The 24,821-nt window shown below is 70.3% G+C and carries 16 protein-coding genes and 2 pseudogenes; 11 read left to right on the top strand and 7 right to left on the bottom strand.

Features of this window, described 5'->3' with window-relative positions; translation table 11 throughout:
- Window positions 1-121: 121 nt before the first annotated feature.
- Window positions 122-340: pseudogene (locus tag ACQP10_RS20710) on the top strand (transposase); the annotation flags it as partial.
- A 293-nt stretch (window positions 341-633) separates the two neighbouring features.
- On the opposite strand, the gene ACQP10_RS20705 reads toward ACQP10_RS20710, so the two are convergent.
- A complete protein-coding gene (locus tag ACQP10_RS20705) occupies window positions 634-2,100 on the bottom strand; it encodes a M81 family metallopeptidase (protein ID WP_433539519.1) in 1,467 nt (488 codons plus the stop codon).
- Between the two features lie 11 nt (window positions 2,101-2,111).
- Entirely contained in the window at window positions 2,112-3,248 is a 1,137-nt protein-coding gene (locus tag ACQP10_RS20700) for an ROK family transcriptional regulator (RefSeq protein WP_346021116.1), read from the bottom strand.
- 201 nt (window positions 3,249-3,449) lie between these two features.
- On the opposite strand from ACQP10_RS20700, the gene ACQP10_RS20695 reads away from it, so the two are divergent.
- The 5 genes and pseudogenes from ACQP10_RS20695 to ACQP10_RS20675 all read left to right on the top strand — a co-directional run.
- A complete protein-coding gene (locus ACQP10_RS20695; RefSeq protein WP_346021117.1) occupies window positions 3,450-5,174 on the top strand; it encodes a peptide ABC transporter substrate-binding protein in 1,725 nt (574 codons plus the stop codon).
- A gap of 3 nt (window positions 5,175-5,177) precedes the next feature.
- The gene (locus ACQP10_RS20690) at window positions 5,178-6,137 is read left to right on the top strand and encodes an ABC transporter permease (protein ID WP_346021118.1); all 960 of its coding nucleotides are present in this window, start codon (window positions 5,178-5,180) and stop codon (window positions 6,135-6,137) included.
- Complete coding sequence (locus tag ACQP10_RS20685; protein WP_346021119.1) at window positions 6,134-7,015, top strand: ABC transporter permease; 882 nt, start codon at window positions 6,134-6,136, stop codon at window positions 7,013-7,015. The genes ACQP10_RS20690 and ACQP10_RS20685 overlap by 4 nt, the downstream gene beginning before the upstream one ends.
- A 15-nt stretch (window positions 7,016-7,030) precedes the next feature.
- Window positions 7,031-9,034 (top strand): dipeptide ABC transporter ATP-binding protein, encoded by a 2,004-nt coding sequence (locus ACQP10_RS20680; RefSeq protein WP_399500999.1) that lies wholly within the window; start codon window positions 7,031-7,033, stop codon window positions 9,032-9,034.
- 253 nt (window positions 9,035-9,287) lie between these two features.
- Window positions 9,288-9,575: pseudogene (locus ACQP10_RS20675) on the top strand (IS21 family transposase); the annotation flags it as partial.
- Window positions 9,576-10,763: 1,188 nt separating this feature from the next.
- Here the strand turns inward: ACQP10_RS20675 and ACQP10_RS20670 are convergent.
- On the bottom strand, window positions 10,764-11,756 hold the full coding sequence (locus ACQP10_RS20670) for a hypothetical protein (protein WP_433539518.1): 993 nt from the start codon (window positions 11,754-11,756) through the stop codon (window positions 10,764-10,766).
- 682 nt (window positions 11,757-12,438) lie between these two features.
- Here ACQP10_RS20670 and ACQP10_RS20665 point away from each other — a divergent pair.
- Both ACQP10_RS20665 and ACQP10_RS20660 read left to right on the top strand, forming a co-directional pair.
- Window positions 12,439-12,612 carry a hypothetical protein gene (locus ACQP10_RS20665; protein ID WP_346021122.1) on the top strand — a complete coding sequence of 58 codons (174 nt, stop codon included), beginning with the start codon at window positions 12,439-12,441 and terminating at the stop codon, window positions 12,610-12,612.
- A gap of 159 nt (window positions 12,613-12,771) precedes the next feature.
- Window positions 12,772-13,410, top strand: a complete 639-nt coding sequence (locus ACQP10_RS20660) for a maleylpyruvate isomerase N-terminal domain-containing protein (protein ID WP_346021123.1) — start codon at window positions 12,772-12,774, stop codon at window positions 13,408-13,410.
- Window positions 13,411-13,655: 245 nt separating this feature from the next.
- Here the strand turns inward: ACQP10_RS20660 and ACQP10_RS20655 are convergent, their stop codons facing one another.
- From ACQP10_RS20655 to ACQP10_RS20640, 4 genes are read right to left on the bottom strand one after another with little or no spacing between them, the layout of a single operon-like run.
- On the bottom strand, window positions 13,656-16,670 hold the full coding sequence (locus ACQP10_RS20655) for an alpha-mannosidase (RefSeq protein ID WP_433539517.1): 3,015 nt from the start codon (window positions 16,668-16,670) through the stop codon (window positions 13,656-13,658).
- Between the two features lie 27 nt (window positions 16,671-16,697).
- Complete coding sequence (locus tag ACQP10_RS20650; RefSeq protein WP_346021125.1) at window positions 16,698-17,654, bottom strand: carbohydrate ABC transporter permease; 957 nt, start codon at window positions 17,652-17,654, stop codon at window positions 16,698-16,700.
- A gap of 1 nt (window position 17,655) precedes the next feature.
- Entirely contained in the window at window positions 17,656-18,555 is a 900-nt protein-coding gene (locus ACQP10_RS20645) for a carbohydrate ABC transporter permease (RefSeq protein WP_346021126.1), read from the bottom strand.
- Window positions 18,552-19,778 carry an ABC transporter substrate-binding protein gene (locus tag ACQP10_RS20640; protein ID WP_433539516.1) on the bottom strand — a complete coding sequence of 409 codons (1,227 nt, stop codon included), beginning with the start codon at window positions 19,776-19,778 and terminating at the stop codon, window positions 18,552-18,554. Before ACQP10_RS20640 ends, ACQP10_RS20645 begins: the two co-directional genes overlap by 4 nt.
- Window positions 19,779-19,929: 151 nt before the next feature.
- On the opposite strand from ACQP10_RS20640, the gene ACQP10_RS20635 reads away from it, so the two are divergent.
- The 3 genes from ACQP10_RS20635 to ACQP10_RS20625 are packed head-to-tail and all read left to right on the top strand — an operon-like array spanning window position 19,930 to window position 24,809.
- Window positions 19,930-20,958: a LacI family DNA-binding transcriptional regulator gene (locus tag ACQP10_RS20635; protein WP_346021128.1), complete on the top strand. Its 1,029-nt coding sequence runs from the start codon at window positions 19,930-19,932 to the stop codon at window positions 20,956-20,958.
- A gap of 50 nt (window positions 20,959-21,008) precedes the next feature.
- Window positions 21,009-22,262: a glycoside hydrolase 5 family protein gene (locus ACQP10_RS20630; RefSeq protein ID WP_433539515.1), complete on the top strand. Its 1,254-nt coding sequence runs from the start codon at window positions 21,009-21,011 to the stop codon at window positions 22,260-22,262.
- Between the two features lie 36 nt (window positions 22,263-22,298).
- On the top strand, window positions 22,299-24,809 hold the full coding sequence (locus ACQP10_RS20625; protein ID WP_433539514.1) for an endo-beta-N-acetylglucosaminidase: 2,511 nt from the start codon (window positions 22,299-22,301) through the stop codon (window positions 24,807-24,809).
- The last annotated feature ends 12 nt before the right edge of the window (window positions 24,810-24,821 follow it).

Below are 24,821 nucleotides of genomic sequence, written 5' to 3'. Positions count from 1 at the left end.
CGCGCCCCGGCGAGGCGGTAACGCGCCCTCTGTCACAGCGAAGATGAGGAAAGCACGTGATCCGACGCTCCAGGGCATCCTTGGACCGCGTCTTGTTCGGTGGTCAATCGTTGGGTTGATCATGGGTGCTTTCGTTGATCGGCTGGTTCCCGACGAGCTGTGGGAGCTGTTCCGGCGGGTGATGCCGCCGTCGCCGACGCGGCCGCAGGGTGGCGGTCGGCGCCGGGCCAATGACCGTTTGGTCCTGGCGGCGATCGTGTTCGTGGCGACCAGCGGCTGCACCTGGCGGCAGCTCCTGCCGATCTTCGGAGCTTCCTGGCAGACGGTGCACCGCCGCTATGAGCGCCGGGCAGACCACTTCGGCTCCTTCGTCGCCCTGGCCGCAGCCCTTATCCGCTACCGCCGTATCTCCAAATGAGACGACGTCTAAAGCGTGATCCGGCCCGCCGGTCAGCTGCGCCACCCAGGCCGCGAACCCGGCCGGGGAGCCGACCTCGTCGGCCGGCAGCAGCCCGAAACCGTCCTCGTGGACGCCGGGACCCCACTCGGCACGCGCCTCCAGCCAGGCGGCGTGGAGGCGGGTGGTGGGCACGATCAGCTCGGGCACACGGCGACGATACCGAAAAACAGAACCTAAGGCCTTGTGCGGACTTTGGATCCGACCGATGGCGAAAGGTCCAGGGTGGCGTCATGATCCAGCGGAAAGATGGGCCGCTTCAGGTTCCGGTACGGCAGCCGCTGTAGGTCCTGGTCAACACCGCCCGGAGTGAGCGCCAGCATCCAGTCGGCGGCGGCCTCGAACAGCTCTGGTTCCAGGTAACCGATCTTGACGGCGACCACGTCAACGTGGGCGACTTCCACCCCCAGGCGCCGGTAGGACTCCAGGAGGCGGTATTGCATGCGGCGGGAGGTCAGGAACACGCTGAGCCCGCCGATGCGCACGCTGGCGACCCGGCCGCCGTCGGGATCGTCGGCCAACGCCTCCAGCATGCCGTCCAGCAGCAGCGGCCCGGGCTGGCGGGTGTCGACGCGGCCGCCGGCGTGCACGCTGACGGGTGAGCCGACCGGCAGGTGCTCGATGCGCGACACCGCCCGGGGATCGAACAGCGAGGCGTAGACGGCGCGGACCGAGCCGTTGCGGATCTCGGGCCTGGCCAGCATCCGCTCCAGGGCGTAGGTGACGTCGGCGGCGCCGCCGGCGCCCGGGTTGTCACCTGAGTCGCTGACGAAGTACGGCCGGGCCGAGCCCACCTTCAGCGCCGCGTCCAGGCACTCGTCCATGGAGCCCGTGGGGGCGACGAAGGCGAAGTCCTCGCGGGCGTCCCAGAATGCCTGTCCCAGCTCGCGTGCCGCCTGCTCGGTGGCGGCGGCGTCGATGCCGGTGGCCACGACCGCACCGGTGCAGCGCGGCTCGTCGGCCCAGGCGAAGCCGATCCAGATGGCCGCGTCAATGACACCGGGCCTGGCTTCGATGTCGGGGATACGGGCGTACAGACCGCGAGCCGGCTCGACGCGGGTGCTGGTCATCTCGCCGGGCAGCAGGATCGGCACGGATACCAGGGCCTTGTGCGGTCGCCCGCCGCGGCGCAGTGCGTCGACGAGGTTGCGGGCGGCGCGCTCGCGGGTTTCCCAGACGTCCACGTGCGGTGCCGTGCGGTAGCAGGTCAGCAGGTCGCATCCGTCGAACAGGGTGGGGGAGACGTTGCCGTGCAGGTCCATCGCCGCCGACACCAGCGGCTCCGGACCGATCACCTCTCGGATGGCGGTGATCAGATCGCCTTCGGCGTCCTGACGCCCCACGACGCTCATCGCGCCATGGATGTCCAGCAGCACCCCGTCGAAGCGGCCGTCGGCCAGACCCTGGAGAATCTCGATCTTCCAGGCGTCGTACGCGGCCGGTTCGACGGCGCCGCCGGGCAGGGCGCGGGCGTGGACGAGCGGCACCCACTCCACTGTGGCCGCCCACGGCTCGCCGCGCCAGCCGTACCTGTCGAGCAGGGCCTGACCGCGGGTGACGTCGAAGTCGGCCGCGCCGCTGATGTGGGGTGAGAAGGTGCTGGACTCGATGTGGATGCCGCAGATGGCGATACGCAGGGACACGGTAGCGCTTTCTAGGAGGGGAGGACGTCGGCCGAGTCGCGCAGGAGGCGGCCCAGCCCGATCAGGGCCGCGTCGGAGCCGGTGAGACTCGCCTCGATGGACAGCGACTGGGTCAGCGATGGCAGGCAGCGCTCGTAGAGCATGCCTTTGACCGCCGCGACGTAGACGTCGAGGCTCGACAGCACGCCGCCGATGACGATGCTGCCGGGGTTGAGGAAGTTGACCAGGCCCGACAGCGCCACGCCGAGCAGCCGCCCGGCCTGCCGCACCAAGGTCACCACGGCGGGGTCGGCGTTGGCGGTGGCGGCGATGATGTCGCGGGTGCTGGTCACGGGAAGGCCCCGCCCGGCCAGCTCGCGGACCAGTGCCGCGCCGCTGGCGACGGTCTCCAGGCAGCCGCGGCCGCCGCAGGAGCATTCGCGCTCGCCGCTGTCGGCGACCCGGATGTGCGTGATGTCGCCGCTCAGGCCACGCCCGCCGCGATAGATCCCGGCGTCGCCGACCAGGGAGCCGCCGATGCCGGTGCCGGCCTTCACGTAGATCATGTCGCCGGTCTCGCGACGGGTGGCGTACTCGCCCATGGCGGCGGCCTTGGCGTCGTTGTCGACGAGCACGGTCACGCCGAAGCGGTCGCGCAGGTCGTTCTGCACGTCGTAGCCGCTCCAGCCGGGCATGCGGGCCGGGCCGACGAGTCGCCCGTGCGGGTACTCGATGGGTCCCGGCAGGGCGACGCCGACGCCCAGCAGCCGCTGGTCGGGCGCGTGGGCGGTCCTGATGGCGTCGAAGGCCCCGGTGATCTCATCGAAGATCAATGCGGGGCCGGCTCCTATGTCGATGACGGACTCCTCGGCGGCGATGAGGACTCCGGAGGGCGAGCACAGGCCCACACGGGCATGGTGGCCGCCCAGCTCGACCACGGCGAACACGCCACCGGCGTCGCGCAGCCGGAGGATCTTGGGACGGCGTCCCCCGGTGGAGACGCCGACGCCCTCCTCCAGGATCATGCCCTCCTCCAGCAGCCGGCGCACCACGCTGGAGACGGTCGATGGAGCCACCTGCAGGGTCTCCACCAGATCCGCGCGGGAGGTGGCCTTGCCGCTGGACAGCAGACTCAACGTCTGCTCCCGCAGACCGGCGGGGTCCGACATGCCTCTCCTCCCTGAGGAACCGATCGGGGTCCATCATCGAGCACGGAGATCATCATCGGGAAATCTCCTCGTCCCAGACCATAGCTCGAAATAAGCCTGCTGAACAAAGTTCAATCTTCCATTGACTTCGAACTTCCGTCTCTATACATTTCCCGGACTAATGGCCCTGGAGGGCACACCCACGTCTCGACGAGGAGAACCATGGGGACGAGAATCCGCATCGTGAGCGGCGTGGCCATCGGGCTCAGTCTGGCCGCCTGCAGCGCGGGCACCGGCGGCGGCGCCCAGCAGGGCGGTGCGCAGGGCAAGGACACGGCGACCGTGGCCTTCCGCACACCCAACTGGATCCTGCCGATCTCGGCCCCCGGCTTCACCCAGGGTGAGAACGAGATCTTCTCCACCGCCCTGTACCGCAAGCTGTACGCCTACAAGCTCGACGGGTCCAGCGCCGACAACGTCGACCCCGGGCGCTCCCTGGCGCAGCCGCCCGCCGTCAGCGACGGCGGTAAGACGCTGACCATCACGCTCAAGGACGACACCTGGTCCGACGGCAAGCCGATCACCACCGAGGACATCCGGTTCTGGTGGGATCTCGTCACCACCAACAAGGAGAAGTGGGCCTCGTACCGCCCCGGCGGCTTCCCCGACAACATCGCCGAGTTCAAGGTCAAGGACGGCAAGACTTTCTCCCTGACGACCAAGAAGGCGTACAACACCGCCTGGTTCGTCGACAACCAGCTCAACCGCATCGTCCCGCTGCCCAAGCACGCCTGGGACAAGGGCGACCCCAAGAAGACCTTCGAGGAGCTGACAGCCGCCGCCAAGGACCCCAAGTCCTACGCCACCAACCCGCTGTGGAAGACCACCAGCGGCCCGTGGAAGCTTGAGAGCTACGTGCCCAGCGGCGAGGTCGTCCTGGCCAAGCAAGGCACCTACTCCGGAGCCGACAAGCCGAAGCTGAACAAGATCGTGCTGCGTCCGTTCACCGGCGACGACGCCGAGTTCAACGTGCTGCGCGCCGGGCAGATCGACTACGGCTACATTCCGCCGACCAACCTCTCACAGAAGGCCTACCTGGAGTCCAAGGGCTACACGGTCTCCCCCTGGTACGGGTGGTCGATCACCTACCTGCAGCTCAACTTCAACAACCCCGAGACGGGCAAGCTGTTCAAGCAGGACTACCTGCGCCAGGCGTTGCAGATGCTCATCGACCAGCCCACCATCAGCAAGGTCATCTGGGGCGGCATGGCCGCGCCCACCTGCGGCCCGGTCCCGGCCAAGCCCGGCCAGCCGAGCGGCCAGGGCTGCGCCTACCCCTTCGACCCGGCCAAGGCCAGGCAACTGCTGGAGACCCACGGCTGGAAGGTGACGCCCGACGGGCAGACCACCTGCGACGACCCCGCCCTGTGCGGTGAGGGCATCGCCAAGGGCGCCCCGCTGAGTTTCACCGTCACCAGCCAGTCCGGCTTCGCCGCGACCTCCAAGATGTTCGCCGAGATCAAGTCGGCGATGGCCAAGGTCGGCGTGCAGCTCACCATCAAGGAGGTGCCCGACTCCGTCGCGGTCACCCCGGCCTGCAAGCCGGAGGAGTCCAAGTGCGACTGGGACATGTCGTTCTTCGGCTCCCAGGGCAGCTGGTACTATCCGGCCTTCGCCTCCGGCGAGCGCCTGTTCCAGACCGACGCTCCCGTCAACCTCGGCAGCTACAGCAACCCCGAGGCCGACAAGCTCATCGACAAGGCTCAGTTCTCCGCCGACGCCGGCGCCCTGCAGGAGTACAACGACTTCCTGGCCAAAGACCTGCCGGTGCTGTGGATGCCGAACCCCGTCTATCAGATCTCGGCTTACAAGTCCGGTTTGCAGGGTGTGGAGCCGCAGGACCCGATGAACCTGATGTACTTCCAAGACTGGTCCTGGAAGAGCTGACCGTTGACCCGGTATCTCCTCACGCGCCTGGGCCAGGCCCTGGTCATCATCATCCTGGTGACGCTGATCACGTTCGTGATCCTGCACCTGCTGCCGGGCGGCGCGGCGCGGGCCATCCTGGGCAAGGAGGCGACGCTGGAGCAGATCGCCGCCTTCAACCACGAGATGGGCTACGACCGGCCGCTGTGGGAACAGTACGCGCTGTACCTGTGGCGGCTGGCCGGGGGCGACCTCGGCTACTCCTTCCAGCTCAACCAGTCGGTGACCGAGGCCATCGCCCAGCGCATGCCCAAGACCATGCTGCTGTCGCTGGCCTCGACGCTGCTGGCGGTCGTCGTGGCCGTCCCCCTGGGCGTGGCGCAGGCCGTGCGCCGCAACCGCTGGCCTGACTACGCGATCAACGGAGTGTCGCTGCTGGCGTACGCCACACCGATCTTCTTCATGGGCCTCATGATGATCATCCTGTTCTCGCAGGTGTGGCCGGTGCTGCCGCCCGAGGCGCCGCAGGGTTTCACCCTGACCGAGGTGCTGGCGGATCCCGCCGGGCTGGTGCTGCCCACGCTCACCCTCGCGATCCTCACCGTGGCGGTCTACTCCCGCTACATCCGCTCGTCCATGGTCGACAACCTCAACGAGAACTACGTCCGCACGGCACGCAGCAAGGGTCTGTCCGAGGGCCGGGTGATCGCAGGACACACGCTGCGCAACGGCCTGTTCCCCGTCATCACCCTGCTCGGCATGTACCTGCCCGCACTGTTCAGCGGCGCCCTGGTGGTCGAGCGGCTGTTCAACTACCCCGGCATGGGGCTGCTGTTCTGGCAGGCGGCGCTCAAACGCGACTATCCGATCCTGCTCGGCGTCACGCTACTGATCTCGGTGGCCACCGTGCTCGGCGCGCTGATCGCCGACATCCTCTACGCCGCGGTCGACCCGCGCGTGCGACTCAAGGCAGGCCGCTCATGACCGCCACCCCGCACGAGGAGGTGCCCGTCCGCGGGATGTGGCGCCAGGGCTTCGAGGTCTTCTGCGAGAACCGGCTCGCCCTGGTCGGCGTGGGCATCTTCGGCCTGCTGTCGCTCTTCTGCTTCCTCGGGCCGGTCTTCTACCACACCGACCAGGTCCACACCGACCTCACCCAGGTCTACCTCACTCCCGGCACCGCCGGGCACCCACTGGGCACCGACGGCGTCGGCTACGACCAACTCGGACGCCTGATGCTCGGCGGCCAGACCTCCATCGTGGTCGGCCTGGCCGCCGGCCTGCTGGCCACGGTCGTGGGCACCGTCTGGGGCGCCATCGCCGGATTCGCCGGCGGCTGGGCCGACGCCGTCATGATGCGCGTCGTCGACGCGATGATGTCGATCCCGGCGCTGTTCCTGTTCATGCTCATGGCCGCCATCGTCACCCCGACGGTGCCGATGCTCATCGTCATCATCGGCGCCTTCGCCTGGCTCGGCCCCGCGCGACTGGTGCGCGGCGAGGCGCTCACCCTGCGCACCCGTGAGTACGTGATGGCCATGCGCGGCATGGGCGGCACCGGCGGCCGCGCCGTACGCAAGCACATCATCCCCAACGCCATCGGCACCGTGACCGTCAACGCCACCTTCCAGATCGCGGACGCGATCCTCTACGTGGCCTACCTGTCGTTCCTCGGCCTGGGAGTGCCGCCGCCCGCAGCCAACTGGGGCGGCATGCTCTCCGACGGCCTGGCTGACACCTTCAGCGGTCACTGGTGGCTGCTGTATCCGCCGGGAATCGCCATCATCCTCATCGTCCTCGCCTTCAACTTCATCGGCGACGGGCTGAGGGACGTCTTCGAGGTCCGCCTCCGGCGGCGCTAGCAGGAGCATTCGCACATGAGCGCATCCACCCAGCCGCTGCTGCGGCTGCGCGACCTCAGCACCGACATCGCGCTGCGGCGCGGCACCGTACACGCACTCGACCACGTCAACCTCGACGTCCACCAGGGCGAGACGCTCGGCATCGTCGGGGAGTCCGGTAGCGGCAAGACCATGACCGTACTGTCGATCATGGGGCTGCTGCCCCCCGGCGGCCGCGTCGTCGGGGGAGAGATCCTCTTGGACGGACGCGACCTGCGCGGGCTGGACGCCAAGGAGTTGCGCAGAGTGCGCGGTGTCGACCTGGGCATGGTCTTCCAGGATCCGCTCACCTCGCTGAACCCGACCATGCGCATCGGCGCCCAGGTCGCCGAGCCTCTGCGTGTCCACCAGGGGGTCGGCAAGGCCGAGGCGCGCGAGCGGGCCATCGAGATCCTGCGCCGCGTGGGCATGCCCCGCCCCGACAAGATCGTCGACGACTACCCGCACCAGCTGTCGGGCGGCATGCGCCAGCGCGTGGTCATCGCCATGGCCCTCATCCGCTCCCCGCGCCTGCTCATCGCCGACGAGCCGACCACGGCGCTGGACGTCACCACCCAGCGTCAGATCCTCGAACTCATCGACGACCTGCGCGAGGAGTTCAAGATGGCGGTCATCCTGGTCACCCACGACCTCGGAGTGATCGCCGGACGCGCCGACCGGGTGGCCGTCATGTACGCCGGCCGGGTGGTGGAGACCGCCACGACCGCCGAACTGTTCGCCTCGCCCCGGCACCGCTACACCGAGGCGCTCATGCGCGCCCTGCCCGAGTCCGCCGCTGACGGCCGCCTCTACAGCATTCCCGGCCTACCGCCGGACCTGTCAAGGCCCCTGAGCGGATGCCGCTTCGCGGCCCGCTGCCGCTTCGTCACCGACGAATGCCGCACCACGGACGTCCCCCTCAGCGGTAGCGGGCATGAGTATGCCTGCCTGCACCCGGTCACCGAGCCGCTCACGATGTCGGCGTCGCCGGCAAGGGCCCCGGCCGTGTCCGACGACTCCGCCCCCCTCCTGACCGTCCGGGACCTGGTGAAGGAGTACGACGCCGGCGGCACCGGGATACGCAAGGCCTCCGGGCGGGTCAGCGCCGTGGCGGGCGTGTCCTTCGGCGTCGGGGTGGGGGAGACACTCGGCATTGTGGGTGAGTCGGGCTGCGGCAAGTCGACCGTCGGCCGCCTCGTCGCGGGCCTCGAACCGGCCACCGGCGGGCAGATCATCATCGACGGCGCCGACACCGCCACGCTGGACCGGCGTGCCCGCCGCCGCATGCACCGGCAGGTGCAGCTGATGTTCCAGGACAGCTACGCGGCCATGAACCCGCGCATGCGCATCGACTCCATCCTCACCGAGCCGCTGGAGATCCAGCAGATGGGCGACGCGGCGGCCCGTCACGCCCGGGTGACCGAGCTGCTCGACCAGGTCGGGCTGCCCGAGCGGTCGCTGGAACGGTACCCCCACGAGTTCTCCGGTGGACAGCTGCAGCGCATCGGGCTCGCCAGGTCACTGGCGCTGCGCCCTCGGCTCATCGTGGCCGACGAGCCGGTCAGCGCGCTGGACGTGTCGGTCCAGGCCCAGGTGCTCAACCTCATGCGCGACCTGCAGCGGGAGCTCGGCCTGTCGTATGTGTTCATCAGCCACGACTTGTCCGTGGTCGACTACATGGCCGACCGCATCGCCGTGATGTACCTGGGGAAGCTCGTGGAAATGGGGCCTGCCCAACATGTGGTCCGAGCCGCGCGGCACCCGTACACTCAGGCGCTCATCGACGCCGTCCCCTCGCCGACCCCTGACCATCCGGCCAGCCCGAGCATGGCCATCCGCGGCGAGCTCCCGAGCGCGCTCAACCCGCCGACCGGCTGTCGCTTCCGCACCCGCTGCCCCCTCGCCCAGGAGGTCTGTGCCTCCGAGCCTCCGTTGCAGGGCACCATCCACCAGGTCGCCTGCCACTTCCCCCTCCGTGAGGAGGCGGCCGTCTCAACCTGAGCGAGGCCCCTGGGTCGCTTCGGATGCGCCTGCCCGGCAGCAAGGCGAACCAACCGCAAGGGATCCCGAGGCGCAAACGCTTCTCACTCGACAGCGGAGTCCGGGTGGCCGGACGCAGCCATGCGCCCGGTTTCGCCGACCGCGGGACCGGGCAGTCCGCCTCCAGCGATCGGGCCTTCTGAGGTGCCCAGCAGATTCCGGACAGTTGGCTACATAAGCCTGTGCTGGAGTCCGCCCTGGAGGGTGAGATCACCGACTGGTCGGTGAGTATGGCGCCGATGAGGTGTCGTACCAGATGGTCCGGCGTTACGTGGCTGACCGGCGGGGTGAGATCTGGGCGGAGGCCGGCCGGGGGCCGAGCAACGCGTTCGTCCCGCAGTCGTATCGGCCCGGGGTCGAGGCCGAGGTCGACTTCGGGGACGTGACGGTCCGGCTGGCCGGTGAGCAGGTCCGCTGCTGGTTGTTCGCGTTCCGGCTGTCGTATTCGGGCAAGGCGGTGCACCGCGTGTTCGCCTCCGGCGGCCAGGAGGCTTTCTTCGAACAGCTCGTCGCCGGCCTGGCCGCGGCCTTGCGCGCTGGAGCCCTCACCGCGGACGCGGTCGCGTTGGAGGCTCGCAAGGCCGGCGAGGACGAGGAGCGGCCACCGCCCGCACGGGACGAGGCCGTCCTCCAGCGCCGCGAGCGAGGCAGCCCAAACCCGGCCGCTGAACCGCGTGTTCTGCGCGCTGGGCGTCCACGGGACCGGCCGGTCCATGAGCCGCCGGATCGCCCGGCACTTCGGCAGCATGGACGCCGTCCGCGCCGCCATCGGGCGAGGATCTCCTGGTCAGCGGCGCGCTCAGCAGCCTCTGAGCGAAGTTGTTCCTCTTCGGTGCGCGCCAGCGGCAGTCAGAGGAGGTATTCGGGGTCGTCGCTGGTGACGTTCCGGGTGCCATCGCACGTGGTGCCGTACGTGAATGTTTCAGAGACGTCGGGGGCCTCCGGCGATATCTGGCAAGGTCACGATTTCGTGGGAACGCCACGAGAACTTCGGGACTCGCCGGGGGCGGGAGGCGCTGTCATTCTTTCCGGGATGTCCGTCGCGAGTCCCGAAGGAGAGTCAATGGGCAAAGCTCGATCGTTGGCCGTCACTGCGGCGCTGGCCACCGGCCTGACGCTGTCGGCGGGGACGGCCCCCGCTCAGGCCGACAGCATCAGGTACGTCTACTACCTCTACTCCGACTGCGTCAATGGCGGAAGCCTCGGCATCCAGTGGGGATGGTGGACCTCCTACACCTGTGTCTACACGGAAACCTATGGGCCGAAATGGGCGTTGTGGGCCTGACTGTCGGCTGACGACATTCCTTTCGTGCTTCATCCACGATGAAGGCCGATCCCGGACGCCCTCCCGCGAGCCGGATTCATTCCGTCGCGTGTCGAGTGGCGTCCGGCGCGGTGGCGATTTCCGTGGCGCCTTGTCTCTCGGTGTACTCGGCACACCCTGCGCCGGTTCCTGGAAGGCGGCCGTCAGCCTGGATGACAGGTCCCGCGTCCATGCCCACGCGTTCGCCGTCCGTCGGGGTGAGCCGGTATCCGGCCACGTCCCTGATGGTGGTGGTTCGGTACGGCGCGGCCCCTCGCCAGACCGCCAGGAACGTCTCCCGCGGCACGTCCTCCACCACGAGAGTCCAGGAACCCAGCGGCAACGCGGGTGAGGCCGGAAGCCGGGTGCGGTTCGTCGAGGGCCGGATCAGGTCGCGGTCAGCGGTACGCCGATCTGGATGTCGAAGTACGCCACCAGGTCATCTCCCTCGACAGCGCCCCGGCTCGCGTCGATGATCACGACCGTTCCGGCCACGATGCCGGCGAAGCCGGTACCGGATCGCCGGGACCGTTCGATGCGCTCCGTGACCGGACGGCGGACCGCCTCGGTAAGGAAGGTGAGGCCGTGCGGGAACTCCTCGCCGAGCAGGTGCCGTTGCCGCCCGGACTCGATCAGGCTACCGATGCCGAACTGGGCCGAGACGATCTGATCACCACGGAGGGCGACCCGGAAGTAGCCGTTCGACCGGGGGCGGTTGCAGCTCTGCCGGGGTGGATAGAAGCAGTCGTAACCACCGGCCAGAAGATCATCGACAGCGGAGCTCATCGTGGTGGCGTAGTGCTCGGAGCCGAACGGCCAGCGCCGCACGGAGGTGTCCCGGGCGGTGACGACCAGTCCGTTGTGCCCGTCGTAGCGGTAGTCCGCGTGTGTGTCCCGCCACCCCGTCCGGGGGATGTCGTCACTCCGCCGCGTCGTACGGGTCTCGAGATCGAAGTCGTCGATCTCCTGTCGCACACGATCACCGGCGCCGGGCCAGATCGCGGTCAGCGCCGGTGCCGCGGCCGCGGCGACCTGGTCGTCCTCATGGTTCACCCGGGTGGATGGGAACCACGCCCAGGCGAGCCGGTCGTCGCGGTCGAGCAGGAACTGCGCCACCTGCGGATGGACCGTGTCCGCCTCGTCGCGGCGACCGATCCGGCACCACACGGCGCGGCCGTCCGCGTTGGCTCTGACCTGCGCGCAGAACCAACCGGTCTCTCTCAACGGCCGGGTGAGAGCCCCTGCCGTACCGTCGGCAGGGACCGGTTCGGCCTGCGAGCTCTCACCCGCCGCGTCGTGCTCGTAGACGCCGGCGGGCGGCAGCGACGGCGGACCCTCCGGCCGGGTGCAGCCCGTCAGCGTGAGCGGACCGAGGCACATGATCACAAAGACGACGGCAAGCACTCGGCGGGCCGGTCGATGCCGGCATGCGGGCGCGGAGAACAGGTGGGACACGGAGTTCATCGAAGCAGATGCCTCCCCAGGGGGCCGCCCTCCCGCTTTCGGCTCGATGATCTGCAAGGGGAGCAACATGGTTGAGCGGTGTTTCGGCAAGCTCGAGCAGCGGCGGGCCATGGCCACCCGCTTCGGCAAGCTCGCCGGCCGCTATCTCGCAGGTGCCGTCATCGCGTCTCTGATGCTCTGGCTCCGCCACGCGGAATTGTCAGACACGGCGGCAGGCGCCGGTAGGAGAGGCAGCACTTCCTCGGCCGGGTAGCCGAACAAATCGATGTCGTTCCAGACGACCGGAGTCGCCTCCGCATAGGCCGCTGATCCGTGGACGTCGATGCGGGCCAATCGGTCAGCGCTTCTGGGGCCGCCGCCCCCGAATTGCATGACCACACCTTCGATCCGGGCGGTGAAACTCCATCATCGCGTCATCATCCACCGAACCGCTGCCCGGTATGGCGTCCTCGGCGACCTGGAGGCGGATCATCCCTGCGTCGCGGGGCTTGCGGCTGGACACCCTCAAGACGCGGCGTTGGGCGAGATCGTGGAGTGATACCCCTGCCCCGGGGAGACAGCACGCCGTACTCTGACCCCACGACCCCAAGGAGAGCCCATGAGCGTCGAACTCGCCCGTGTCGGCCGCGGCCGGGCCGAGGGCCGCACGCCGATGTGCGGGGGCGGCGGCTACGTCGCCCGCGAGTACCTGGCGGCGGAGGCCGACGTGTTGCGGACTCACGAGCGCGATCATCTGATCAGGAGTACGCCAGACCCTGAGTTCTGCCTGTAGCCGGTGACGCCTGCACGCCGCGGCGCCCCCTGTCCCGGGGTGGGGGCCTCTGTCCGCCCCGAGGGGCAGGGAACGCCGTACCCCGCTGTCCGCGACCGTCGCCGGCGGTGGGACGCCGCCTGGCCCGCACAGGTGGAATTCGCTGGAAGGAGTAGGTGAATGACCGACACCAGAGCCGATTTCCTGTCCACTGCCCGCTCGGCTGCGGATCTGCTGCGTGATCCGGCGGTCGCCGCCGCCTGGAGCCGGCCGAGCGCGCTGCCGGAGTTCAGCGTGGCCGGTCTGGCGGGACACATGGCCTACCAGATCCTGGCCGTCCCACGGCTTTTGACCGGCCCGGTGCCGCACGAGGAGACCATCGCCCTGCTGGATCACTACACCCGGGTGGGCTGGATCGGCGCGAGCCTCGACGACGACATCAACGTCCGCATCCGGCGGGGCGGTCAGGAGGTCTCGGTCGAAGGACACGCGGCACTGGTGGCGCGCGTGGACTCGGCCCTCGGGGAACTGGACGGCACCCTCGCCTCGGCGGCGAACCGGCCGGTGCGCATCCCGCTGTGGGGGCCATGGTCACTGGCGCTCGACGACATGCTGATCACCCGGATGATGGAGCTCGCCGTCCACTCCGACGACCTGGCGGTCAGCGTGGGCGTGGCGACACCCACGCTCCCGCCCGGCGCCGTCGACACGGTGATCGGCCTGCTGGCCCGCCTGGCCGTGCGCCGCCACGGCCCGACCGACGTCCTACGGGCACTCAGCCGCGCCGAACGCGCCCCGGCCACCATCACCGCCTTCTGAAGGCCGGGGTCTCCGTACCGGTGGTCCGGGTCACACGGGCACGGCTCGCGGAGACGGCCAGGTGACCGGCCCCGGCGGTGCGGGCCGAGGTTGGAGCCCGCGGTCCTGAACAGGCACTCGGCGCGCGGACAGGGTGGGGCGCCGGGGCCCGGGTCATGCCGGCGGCGGGTGGAAACCGGCCCCCGGCACCCGCGTGGCGCCGGGGACCGGAATCCGAGCGTCGGCGACGACCCGGAACCCGCGGATCAGGAACGACTGAACCGGAGCGTGACCAGCTCGAACGGGCGCAGCGACACCGCCACCGACCCGCCGGCCGGCTCTGGCGCGGCCGTGCCGGCGAGCGGGCGCTCCAGCAGGTCGGTGACGGCGACCCCAGTGGCGGTGAAGCCGGTGGAGATCCGGGCGCGGGCCCTGCCTCCCCGGGACTCGTGGAAGCGGACGACCACGTCCCCGCTCCCGTCGTCGGCCAGCTTCACGGCGGTCACCACGATCGCGTCGTCGTCCACGGTGACCAGCGGAGCGACCTCGGCGTCGCCCGGGACCCGCCGCTCGGGCAGATTGAGGAACCAGCCCTCGCGCACCGCGTCGCCGATCGTCGCGCCGGGCACCAGCGCGTGCCGGAACCGGTGCAGGCCCTGGTCGGTCTCGGGGTCGGGGAACCGCGGCGCGCGCAGCAGCGACACCCGCAACGTGGTGGTCGTGCCCCGGTCGGACGCGCGCACGGTTCGGGTGACGTCGTGGCCGTAGGTGGAGTCGGTGACCAGCGCCACGCCCCAGCCCGGCTCCTCCAGGTGCACGAACTTGTGGTTGCACGCCTCGAACTTGGCCGCCTCCCAGCTCGTGTTGGTGTGGGTGGCGCGGAAGGCGTGGCCGTACTGGCTCTCGGAGGCGTAGCGGTCGGCGTGCACGTCCAGCGGGAAGGCCAGCTTGAGGAACTTCTCGGTCTCGTGCCAGTCCACCTCGGTGCGGATGTCGAGCCGCCCGGCCTCCACGGTGAGGACCTGCGTGACCCTGGACCTTCCGAAGGAGCGCACCACGCGGACCGAGCCCGGCTCCTCGCCGGGCGTGACCTCGTCGGCGTCCACCAGGTCGGTCACCGTGTTCCGGTAGAACTGGTCCACGTCCCAGGCGTCCCACATGTTCGGGAAGTCGGGGTGGATCTGCAGCAGGTTGGCGGCCTGCCCCGGGGCGACCGTCTCCCGCCCGGCCCGCAGGTCACAGGCGGAGACGACGAGGCCGCGGTCGTCGATCTCCACCCGGAGCAGGCCGTCGTCCAGGACGTACCCGCCCTCGTCGCGCGCGCGGAGTCCGCCGCGGGTGGGGGCCGGGGCCATGGCCGCGCCGCCGGCCGGGACGCCGTTGCGGGCGTGCGGCGCGGCGTTGAAGACCAGCTCGCCGGAGCCGGCGTTCCCCGCGAGGGCCCGCTGCGCGTCGTCGATGATCTCGTTCAACTCGGCGGCCACGGCGGCGTACGTCTTCTCGGCCTCGCGGTGCACCCAGGCGATGGACGAGCCGGGCAGGATGTCGTGGAACTGGTGGAGCAGCACCGTCTTCCAGATCCGGTCGAGCCGCTCGTGGGGGTAGGCGAACCCGGTGCGCACGGCCGCGGTGGCCGCCCACAGCTCGGCCTCGCGCAGCAGCGACTCGCTGCGGCGGTTGCCCTGCTTGGTCTTGGCCTGGCTGGTGAGCGTGGCGCGGTGCAGCTCCAGGTAGAGCTCGCCGACCCAGACCGGCGGGGCGGGGTACTCCGCCTCGGCCCTGGCGAAGAACTCGGCGGGCGTCTCCCAGACGACGGCGGCCGACCCCTCCAGGTCGCGCATCCTGGCCGCCTTGGCGACCATCTCGCGGGTGGTGCCGCCGCCTCCGTCGCCCCAGCCGGTGGGGGCCAGTGAGTGCCGCGCCACGCCCTTGTCCTTGAAGTTGCGCGCGGCGTGGGCGATCTCGCCGCCCTTCATCGAGCAGTTGTAGGTGTCCACCGGCGGGAAGTGGGTGAAGATCCGGGTGCCGTCGATGCCCTCCCACAGGAACGTGTGGTGGGGGAACTTGTTGACCTGGCTCCAGGAGATCTTCTGGGTGAGCAGCCGCTTCGACCCGGCCGCCTTGATGATCTGCGGCAGCCCGGCGGCGAAGCCGAACGTGTCGGGCAGCCACGCCTCCTCGTTCTCGACGCCGAACTCCTCCAGGAAGAAGCGCTTGCCGTGTACGAACTGCCGGGCCATGGCCTCCGATCCGGGCATGTTCGTGTCCGACTCCACCCACATGCCGCCGGCCGGGACGAACCGCCCATCGTTCACGGCCTTGACGACCCGGGCCCAGACCTCCGGCCGGTGCTCCTTGATCCACGCCCACTGCTGCGCCTGGGACATGGCGAAGACGAACTCCGGCTCGTCCTCCAGCAGCGCGGTCATGTTGGAGGCCGTACGGGCGACCTTGCGCACGGTCTCGCGCAGCGGCCACAACCAGGCCGAGTCGATGTGGGCGTGCCCGACCGCGCTGATCCGGTGGGCCGAGGGCGCGGCGGGCGTGGCCAGCACCCCGGCCAGCTCGGCGCGGGCGGCGGCGGCCGTGCCGTTGACGTCCTGCAGGTCGATCGCGTCGAGGGCCCGCTCGACGGCGCGCAGCAGCTCCCAGCGGCGGGCGCCGTCCACGGGCAGCTCCGCCATCAGCTCGCCGAGCACCTCCAGGTCGATCACGAGCTGCCAGACGGTCTCGTCGAAGACCGCCAGGTCCATGCGGGCCAGCCGGTACTGCGGCTCGCTCCCGGCCGTCTCCCTGTCCCCGAGCTTCGTGGGCAGGAAGGGGTGGTAGTCGAGGATCACCGGGTTGGAGGCGGCCTCGATGTGCAGCCGTACCTCCTCGCCGCCCTCCACCGGGGCGCCGATCCGCACCCACTGGTTGCGCGGGTTGAGGCCCTTCACCGGACCGCCGTCGGGCCGGTAGACCAGGCCCTCGCACTGGAAGCCCGGCATGTTCTCGTCGAAGCCCAGATCGAGAATCGCCTCCACGGTCCGGCCCGCCCACTCGGCGGGCACCGTGCCCGTGACGGTGAACCAGCTCGTACCCCACGGCGCGCCCCACGCGTCACCGACCGCGATCGGCGCGGGGGAGGCCGTCAGGCCCTCGGCCACCGGCACGGGCTCGCCGGGCGCGTGCCAGACGGCCACGTCCAGCGGCGTGGACGCGGGGTACACCGCGGGGCGGATCCGCTCGTCGAGCACCCGCTTGAGCCGGTTCTCGACCAGGGCGCGGTCGTCGTGCATGGAAAGACTCCTCGGTGAAGTTGTCGATCAGCCCTTGATCGCGCCCTCTTCGACGCCGCGGAAGAAGAACCTCTGCAACGACGCGAAAAGGATGACGATGGGGATGAAGGAGATCATGGTTCCGGCCGCCGGCAGCCGGGGGTTGTTGGTGAACGTCCCGTTGAGGTACTGCAGGCCCACGGTGAGCGTGAAGTTCTCCGGGTCGTTGAGGACGATGAGCGGCCACAGGAAGTCGTCCCAGGCCCCGATGAACGCGAAGATCGTGATCACGCTCAGCATGCCCCGCACGTTCGGCAGGCCGATGTGGACCAGCCGCTGCCACGGGGTCGCGCCGTCGATGACCGCGGCCTCGTCCATCTCCTGGGGGATGGCCTGGAACGCGGTGCGCATCAGCAGCACGTTCAGCATGCCGATCGCGCCGGGCAGCGCGACGCCCAGCAGGGTGTCCGCCAGGCCGAGCCCGCGCACGGTGATGTACTGCGAGATGATCGTCACCTCGCCCGGCAGCACCAGCGTGGCCAGGAACCCCACGAGCAGAAGCTTCGCACCCCGGAACCTCAGCCGGGCCAGCGCGTAACCGGCTAGGGTCGCTCCGGCGGCGTTGCCCAGGACCACGATGGCGGCCACGACGAGTGAGTTGACGGCGTACGACCACACCGGGATGGTCTCGGCGACCTGGGCGTAGTTGTCCAGCGTGGGCTGCTTCGGCAGGAAGCTCGGGGTCTCGGTGTAGATGTCCTCGTGCAGGCTCTTCAGCGAGGTGGACAGCTGCCACAGGAACGGCGAGATCAGCAGCAGGAGCACCAGCACGAGCAGCGCGTAGCGCAGGACCAGCTCGGCAGGTCCCGGGCTGCCGAATCCGTCCCGCCTCCGCCGCCGCGTACGGCTCGCGTGCCGGCTCGGGCCCGGGCCGGGCTTAGGCCCCGGTCCGCCGTACGGTGCGCCGTGCGGCCGGGGTGCGGCGCGTGGTGTGACGTCGGGCATGTCAGGCCGCCTTCCTGTTGAGCCGGAGCAGCAGGAGCATCGGGCCGACCGTGATGACGAACAGCACGATGCTGAGCGCCGACGCGTAGCCGAAGTGGCCGTAGAAGCCGCGGCTGTACATCTGGATGAGCATCACGACGGACTGGGCGCGCCCGCCGGGGCCGCCGGTGCCGTTCGAGAGGATGAACAGCTCCGAGAACACGCGCAGCGCCGAGACCGCCACCATCACCGAGACCAGCAGCATCGTGTTCCGCACGCCGGGGATCGTCACGCTCCGGAACCGGCGGACCGGTCCGGCCCCGTCCACGGCCGCGGCCTCGTGCAGCTCCCGCCGGACGTTCCCGAGCGCCGAGAGGTAGATGATCATGTAGTAGCCGAGCCCTTTCCACACGGTCAGCGAGATGGCGCTGAACACCAGCAGCCAGCGCTCGGTGAGGAACGGGATCGGTTCGGTGATGACGCCGAGCCACTGCGCGAACCCGTTGACCAGGCCGCGGTCGTTCAGGGCCCAGCTCCAGATCAGCGCGACCACCACGGCGGAGGCGACGACCGGCGTGTAGAAGGCGGTGCGGAAGAACGCGATGCCCGGGATCTTCTTCTCGACCAGGATCGCCAGGAGCAGCGGCAGGATCGTGAGCAGCGGCAGGCAGACCAGCATGAACACGATGCTGTTGAGCAGCGCGTCGGCGAGCTGGGCGTCGCTCAGCACCCGGGCGAAGTTGTCCAGGCCGGTGAAGCGCCCGCCGCCCAGCGGCTTCGCGTTCGTGAACGCCAGGACGATCGTGTTGATCGACGGCCAGACGTTGAACACGAGCAGCCACAGCGCGGCGGGCGCCATCAGCGCCCAGGGCGTGAACAGGCGGCGCAGCCGCCCCTGGTGGGTCGATGCGGGAGACGTCACTGGTTGAGCAGCTTGTTGCACTCGGCGACCGCGGTGTCGAGGGCCTCCTTGGCGGAGATCTCACCGGTGAGGGCGGCCGAGACCTGCTGCCGGATGAGCTTGCTCATCGCGTCGGTGACCTCGAAGGGCTGGAGGACCTCCGCCTTGGCCAGGGAGGTGAAGGCGATGACCTTGGCATCCCCGACGTTGGTGCCGTCGCTCTTGCTGAAGAACGGGTCGTTCGCCGAGGCCTTCGTGCTCGGGAAGACGCTCACCAGATGGGCGAAGGCGGACTGGTTCTCCGGACTGGTCACCCAGCGGGCCAGTGCGATCGCGGCCGGAAGGTTCTTGGTCCTCTTCGAGACCGACAGGCCCTGGACGTACAGCGGCGGGATGCCGAAGTCGGGGGAGGGCACGATCTTGGGTGCGAGCGAGGGGTTCTCGTTGGCCACGCTCGTGATGTGGTTGCCGCCGCCGGTGGTCCAGGCCACCGCGCCCTCGTTGAACAGCTTGGCGTTGCCGGCGTACGTGTCGGTCAGCACGTCGCGCGGCATCAGGCCCTCCTTGAAGGCGGCGCGGTACTTGTCGATCACCGCGGCGGCCTCGGGAGTGTTGAAGACGAACTTCGTGCCGTCCTCGGACAGGATCTCGACCCCCGCCTCCTTCAGGTCCCCGAGCTCGGGGCGGCGGCTCATCAGCAGGACCTTGCCGCCCGACTTCTCCTTCATGATCCGGGCCTGCTCGACCAGTTCGTCGAAGGACGCCGGCGGCTTCTTCGGGTCCAGCCCGTACTTCTCCATCAACTCGGAGTTCCAGTAGTTGACGTCGGTGTTGAGGTACCACGGGTAGCCGTAGGTGCCCTGGTGGCCGCGGAACCGGTACGCGTCGAGGCCGCCCGCGACGTACTCGTCGGCCAGCTTGGCGTCCACCTGGGCGACGTCGAGCAGCATGTCCTGCTTGACCAGCGGCCGGGCGAAGTCGGGCGGCAGGTTGACGACGTCGGGCAGGGTGCCGCCCGCGGCCTGGCTGAGGACCTTGTCGGAGTAGGCGTCGGCGGGCTGGTCGAGCCACTCGACGTCGGTGCCCGGGTACTTCTTCTCGAAGGCGCCGATCACGCCCTCCATGTACTGGGTGAACTTGGGCTTCAGCGCCCACGTCTGCAGCGTGACCTTGCCCTTCACCTCGCCGGTGGCGGCCGCGGCCGGAGCGGCGCCGCCCTCCGGGTCGGCCCCCCGAGCCCGCATCCCGAGGCGATCATGACCGTCGCCAGAACCGGCCCTGCCCAGCGCCTGCGCATGGTACTCTCCTTGGCCTCTAAATCGCTTTAGTTGCCGGACTATCTCCCCGGCTAGACTCGTGTGTCAATAGCTGAGACGAACTTGTGAAGGAGCCGCGGTGAACCGGCCGACCATCGCCGACATCGCCGAGCGGGCCGGGGTCTCGAAGGGCGCGGTGTCCTTCGCGCTCAACGGACGCCCCGGGGTCGCGGAGGCCACCCGCGCGCGGATCCTGCAGGTCGCGAAGGAGATGAACTGGCGTCCGCACAGCGCCGCGCGGGCCCTGGGCGGGGCCCGCGCCGAGGCGGTGGGCCTGGTCATCGCCCGGCCCGCCCGCACCCTCGGGGTGGAGCCGTTCTTCGCCCAGTTGCTGTCCGGGCTCCAGGCGGGGCTGTCGGCGCGGTCGGTGGCCCTGCACCTGCTGATCGTCGAGGACGCCGAGGCCGAGATGGAGGTCTACCGCGAGTGGGCCTCCGCGCACCGGGTGGACGGGTTCGTCATGGTGGACCTGAAGGTCCGCGACCCGCGTGTCGAGGTCCTGGAGGAGCTGGGGGTGCCCGCCGTGGTGCTCGGCGGGCCGGGCGGGCACGGCGGGCTGTCCAGCGTGTGGGCCGACGACCGCGAGGCGATGCTGTCGGTGCTGGAGTACCTCGCCGCGCTCGGCCACCGCCGGGTCGCCCACGTCGCCGGACTCCCCGGGTTCCGGCACACCCAGCGCCGCGTGCGCGCGCTGCGCGACTCCGTGCGCCGCCTGGGGCTGGCGGACGCGGTGTCCGTGCCCACCGACTTCAGCGACTCCGAGGGCGCCGCGGCGACCAGGACGCTGCTGTCCCGCCCCCGCCGGCCGACCGCCATCGTCTACGACAGCGACGTGATGGCGCTGGCCGGGCTGGGCGTCGCGGGCGAGATGGGCGTGCGGGTGCCGGACGAGCTGTCCATCGTCGCCTTCGACGACTCGGTGCTGACCCGCATCGCGCACCCCGCCATCACCGCGCTCTCGCGCGACACCTTCGTCTTCGGCAGGCGGCTCGCCGAGGTGATGCTGGAGGTGATCGACGAGCCCGGCCTGCGCCGGGACGTCAGGACGGCGACCCCGCGCCTCACCGTCCGGGAGAGCACGGCTCCGCCCGGGGTCTTGGCAGGATAACTAAATCGGTTTAGGCTCCGCCGGGAGATCGGACGACCCCCGGAGGACGTGTGCCCCTGTCCCGCCCCACCCGCTTCGGTGCCAACTACGTGCCCTCGGCGGGCTGGTTCCACAGCTGGCTCGACCCCTCGCCCGACACCTACCGCCGGGACTTCGAGGACCTCGCCGGGATCGGCCTGGACCACGTGCGCGTGTTCCCGGTCTGGCCGTGGATCCAGCCCAACCGCGCGCTGATCCGGCGGCGCGGCGTCGACGACGTGCTCGCGCTCATCGACGTCGCCGCCGAGTTCGGCCTGTCCGTCGCGGTGGACCTGCTCCAGGGACACCTGTCCAGCTTCGACTTCCTGCCGTCATGGGTGCTGACCTGGCACCGGCGCAGCGTCTTCACCGACCGCGACGTCCGCGACGGCATCGCCGCGTACGCCGACACGCTGACGCGCGCCGTGGCGAGCCGGGACAACGTGTTCGCCGTGACGCTCGGCAACGAGGTCAACAACCTCTACCCGGCCAACCCCACCACGCCGCAGGAGTCCCGGAGCTGGGCGGCCGAGCTGATCGACGTCGTCCGCGCCGCCGCGCCCGGCCTGCTCTCCCTGCACTCGCTGTACGACGCCACGTGGTACGATCCGGGGCACCCGTTCCACCCGGCCGACAACGTGGACCTCGGCGACCTGACGACCGTCCACTCATGGGTGTTCAACGGCGTCTCGGAGATCGACGGCCCGCTCGGGCCCGCCACCGTCACCCACGCCGACTACCTCGTCGAGCTGGCCGCGGCCACCGCGCTCGATCCGGCCCGGCCCGTGTGGCTGCAGGAGATCGGCGTGCCCCTGCCCGACGTGCCCGGGGCCGACGCCGCGGAGTTCGTCCGCCGCACGCTCGACGCCGTGACCGCCAACCCGGCGCTGTGGGGCGTCACCTGGTGGTGCTCCCACGACCTGGACCGGTCGCTGGCCGACTACCCCGAGCGGGAGTACGACCTGGGCCTGTTCACCGTGGACCACCGCCCCAAGCCCGCGGCCAAGGAACTGGAGGCCGTCATCGGCGAAGTCCGCCGCGCCGCCGGGACCGGTCGGATCGCCGGGACGGGCCGCACCGCCGGAGGCCGGCGCGCCCTGCGCTGCCCGGTCGACCTGCGGACCCAGCCGGAGCGCCGGGCCGAGGTCGCGCCCGGCGGCCCCTTCCACACCGAGTGGGTACGGCTGCGCCAGGCCGGCCCGCTCGCCATCGTCGCCGGCGACCGCGCCGACGACGCGCAACACCTCAGGACTCGGGGGATCGACGCAGTTATCACCCAGGCGTAAGGAGCCACCGATGCGTCGTCGTGTGTTACCCGCCGTGTGCGGGGCCGTGATCGCGACGTTCCTCGTCGCATTCCCCGCCCACGCGGACCCGGAGAACCCGGGCCTCACGGCACCGCCGGGGACCCCGTCCCCGGTCGGCACCACCATCCCGTCCATCCCGTCCACCCCGTCCACCGCGTCCGCCGCGGACCCGCGGCCGTCCACGCCCGCGCGGCCGAGGCGGCCGAGCCGGGCGCCCAGCCGTACGCCTCCTACTGGTACCCGAACACGATCCTCGGCTGGGACCCGGCGACGGACCCGGACGCGCGGTTCAACAGGTCCCGGGTGCCGCTGCGGCCGCGCACCTCCGACCCGGCGCTGAAGGCGAACGCGAACGCCCGCGCCGGCGAGGGCGAGATCGCCTCGCTGGTGTCGTTCGCGCCCACCTCGGGCAACCCCTCGCAGGGCTCGCTCGACCCGAACTACTACGCCTTCACCTACTGGCAGTACATCGACACGCTCGTCTTCTGGGGCGGCTCCGCGGGTGAGGGCCTGATCCTCGCCCCCAACGCGACGGTGATCGACGCCGCCCACCGCAACGGCGTCAAGGTGTACGGCACGGTGTTCTTCCCGCCCACGGCGTACGGCGGGCAGATCCAGTGGGTACGCGACTTCACCCGGAAATCCGGCTCGTCCTACCCCGTCGCCGACAAACTGGTGCAGGCGGCTCAGTATTACGGGTTCGACGGCTGGTTCATCAACCAGGAGACGGCGGGCGGCGACGCCGCGCTGGCGACCGAGATCCGCTCGCTGATGAAGTACGCCCGCGCCAAGGGCCCGGTCGAGTTCATGTGGTACGACGCGATGACCGAGAGCGGCTCGGTCTCCTGGCAGGACGCGCTCAACGGGAACAACGACGCGTTCCTGGAGGACGGCGGCCGCGTCGCGGACTCCATGTTCCTGGACTTCGGCTGGGGCTCCGGAGCCCTGGCCTCCTCGCGCACCCACGCCCGGGGCCTCGGCCGGGACGAGCACGAGCTGTACGCGGGCATCGACACCGAGGCGAACGGATACGACACCGGGGTGAACTGGGACGCGGTGTTCCCCACCGGGCAGCCGCACGTCACCTCGCTGGGCATCTACCGGCCCGAATGGACGTGGAAGTCCTCCTCGGGCCCGGCCGACTTCCGCACCCGTGACTCCCGGTTCTGGGTGGGCGCGAACGCCGACCCGTCCAACACCGCGACCTCCTCCTCCTGGAAGGGCCTGGCGAACTACATCGCCGAGTCCACGGCCGTGACCGCGAAGCCGTTCGTCACCGGGTTCAACACCGGCCACGGCGATTTCTACAACGTCGCCGGGACCCGCGTGCGCACCGGCGGCTGGAACAACCTGTCGGTGCAGGACGTGCCGCCCACCTACCGGTGGGTGGTGGAGTCCGCCGGGACCCGGCTCACGCCGTCCATCGACTACGGCGACGCCTACGAGGGAGGCTCCTCGCTGCGGCTCACCGGCAGGCTCGACGCGGCCAACACCGTGCGGCTCTACCAGACGAGGCTGCCGGTGACGGCCGACACCAAGCTGTCCGTCGTGGTCAAGACCCCGGTCGCGGGCCCGACCCGCCTGAAGGCGGCGGTCGCCTTCACCGACGCGCCGACCACCTTCACCACGCTCGACCTCGGATCGACGGGCGGCACCGGCTGGGAGCGCAGGACCCTGGACCTGTCGGCGTACGCCGGCAGGACCATCGCCCAGCTCGGCCTGCGCGCCGAGGGCTCGGTCACCTCCTACGACATCCGGGTCGGGCAGCTCGCCGTGTACGACGGGGCCGTGGACACGCCCGCCGCGCCCTCCGGCCTCCAGGTGCTCGGCGCGGCCGACGTGTCCCCGTCCCGCAAGTCGCTCCGCCTGGCCTGGACCCCGTCCGGCTCCGGCCAGGTCCACCACTACGACGTCTACCGCCGCGATGCCGGCGGCTCCCGGACCTACCTGGGGGCGACCCCGAACGACGCGTACTTCGTGCCGCAGCTCGACCGGGCGGGCTCGGAGACCGGTACGACGATCGAGGTCGAGGCCGTCTCCACCGAGTACGGCCGATCACCCGCGGCCACCGCGACCGTCACCTGGTCCGGCGAGCCCGGCGAGGAGAACGTCGCGCTCGGCCGTACGGCGACCGCCTCCGGGCAGTGCAACGCGAACGAGGGTCCCGCCAAGGCCGTGAACGGCAGCGTCACGGGCGGGAACTCCGACAAGTGGTGCACGACGACCGGTGAGAAGTGGCTGGAGGTGGACCTCGGCTCGGTCCGCTCGCTGAGCCGCCTCGTGGTCCGGCACGCCCAGGCCGGCGGGGAGTCCGCGCAGTTCAACACCCGGGACTTCACGATCCAGGTGCGCTCCGGCTCCTCCGACCCGTGGCAGACCGCCGTGACGGTCACCGGCAACACGGCGGCCTCCACCACCCACCCCGTCACGCTGACCGCCCGGTACCTCCGGCTGTCCATCACCAAACCGACCCAGAACACCGACCCCGCCGCCCGGATCTACGAGTTCGAGGCGTGGGGGAGGTAGCGCGGTAACGCG

It is taken from the genome of Streptosporangium sandarakinum, assembly GCF_050942225.1.
In the GTDB taxonomy this organism is placed as follows: Bacteria; Actinomycetota; Actinomycetes; order Streptosporangiales; family Streptosporangiaceae; genus Streptosporangium; species Streptosporangium nondiastaticum.
Note: the sequence above shows the minus strand (reverse complement) of the source record. Positions and strands in the feature narration are given on the sequence as shown.

Coding starts and splice junctions, on each gene's coding strand:
- ACQP10_RS20670 (WP_433539518.1), bottom strand. CDS start 11,756: ATGTGCCTCGGTCCGCTCACGCTGACGGGCTGCACCCGGCCGGAGGGT.
- ACQP10_RS20650 (WP_346021125.1), bottom strand. CDS start 17,654: ATGCCCGACGTCACACCACGCGCCGCACCCCGGCCGCACGGCGCACCG.
- ACQP10_RS20660 (WP_346021123.1), top strand. CDS start 12,772: ATGACCGACACCAGAGCCGATTTCCTGTCCACTGCCCGCTCGGCTGCG.
- ACQP10_RS20695 (WP_346021117.1), top strand. CDS start 3,450: ATGGGGACGAGAATCCGCATCGTGAGCGGCGTGGCCATCGGGCTCAGT.
- ACQP10_RS20665 (WP_346021122.1), top strand. CDS start 12,439: ATGAGCGTCGAACTCGCCCGTGTCGGCCGCGGCCGGGCCGAGGGCCGC.
- ACQP10_RS20640 (WP_433539516.1), bottom strand. CDS start 19,778: ATGCGGGCTCGGGGGGCCGACCCGGAGGGCGGCGCCGCTCCGGCCGCG.
- ACQP10_RS20685 (WP_346021119.1), top strand. CDS start 6,134: ATGACCGCCACCCCGCACGAGGAGGTGCCCGTCCGCGGGATGTGGCGC.
- ACQP10_RS20700 (WP_346021116.1), bottom strand. CDS start 3,248: ATGTCGGACCCCGCCGGTCTGCGGGAGCAGACGTTGAGTCTGCTGTCC.
- ACQP10_RS20655 (WP_433539517.1), bottom strand. CDS start 16,670: ATGCACGACGACCGCGCCCTGGTCGAGAACCGGCTCAAGCGGGTGCTC.
- ACQP10_RS20680 (WP_399500999.1), top strand. CDS start 7,031: ATGAGCGCATCCACCCAGCCGCTGCTGCGGCTGCGCGACCTCAGCACC.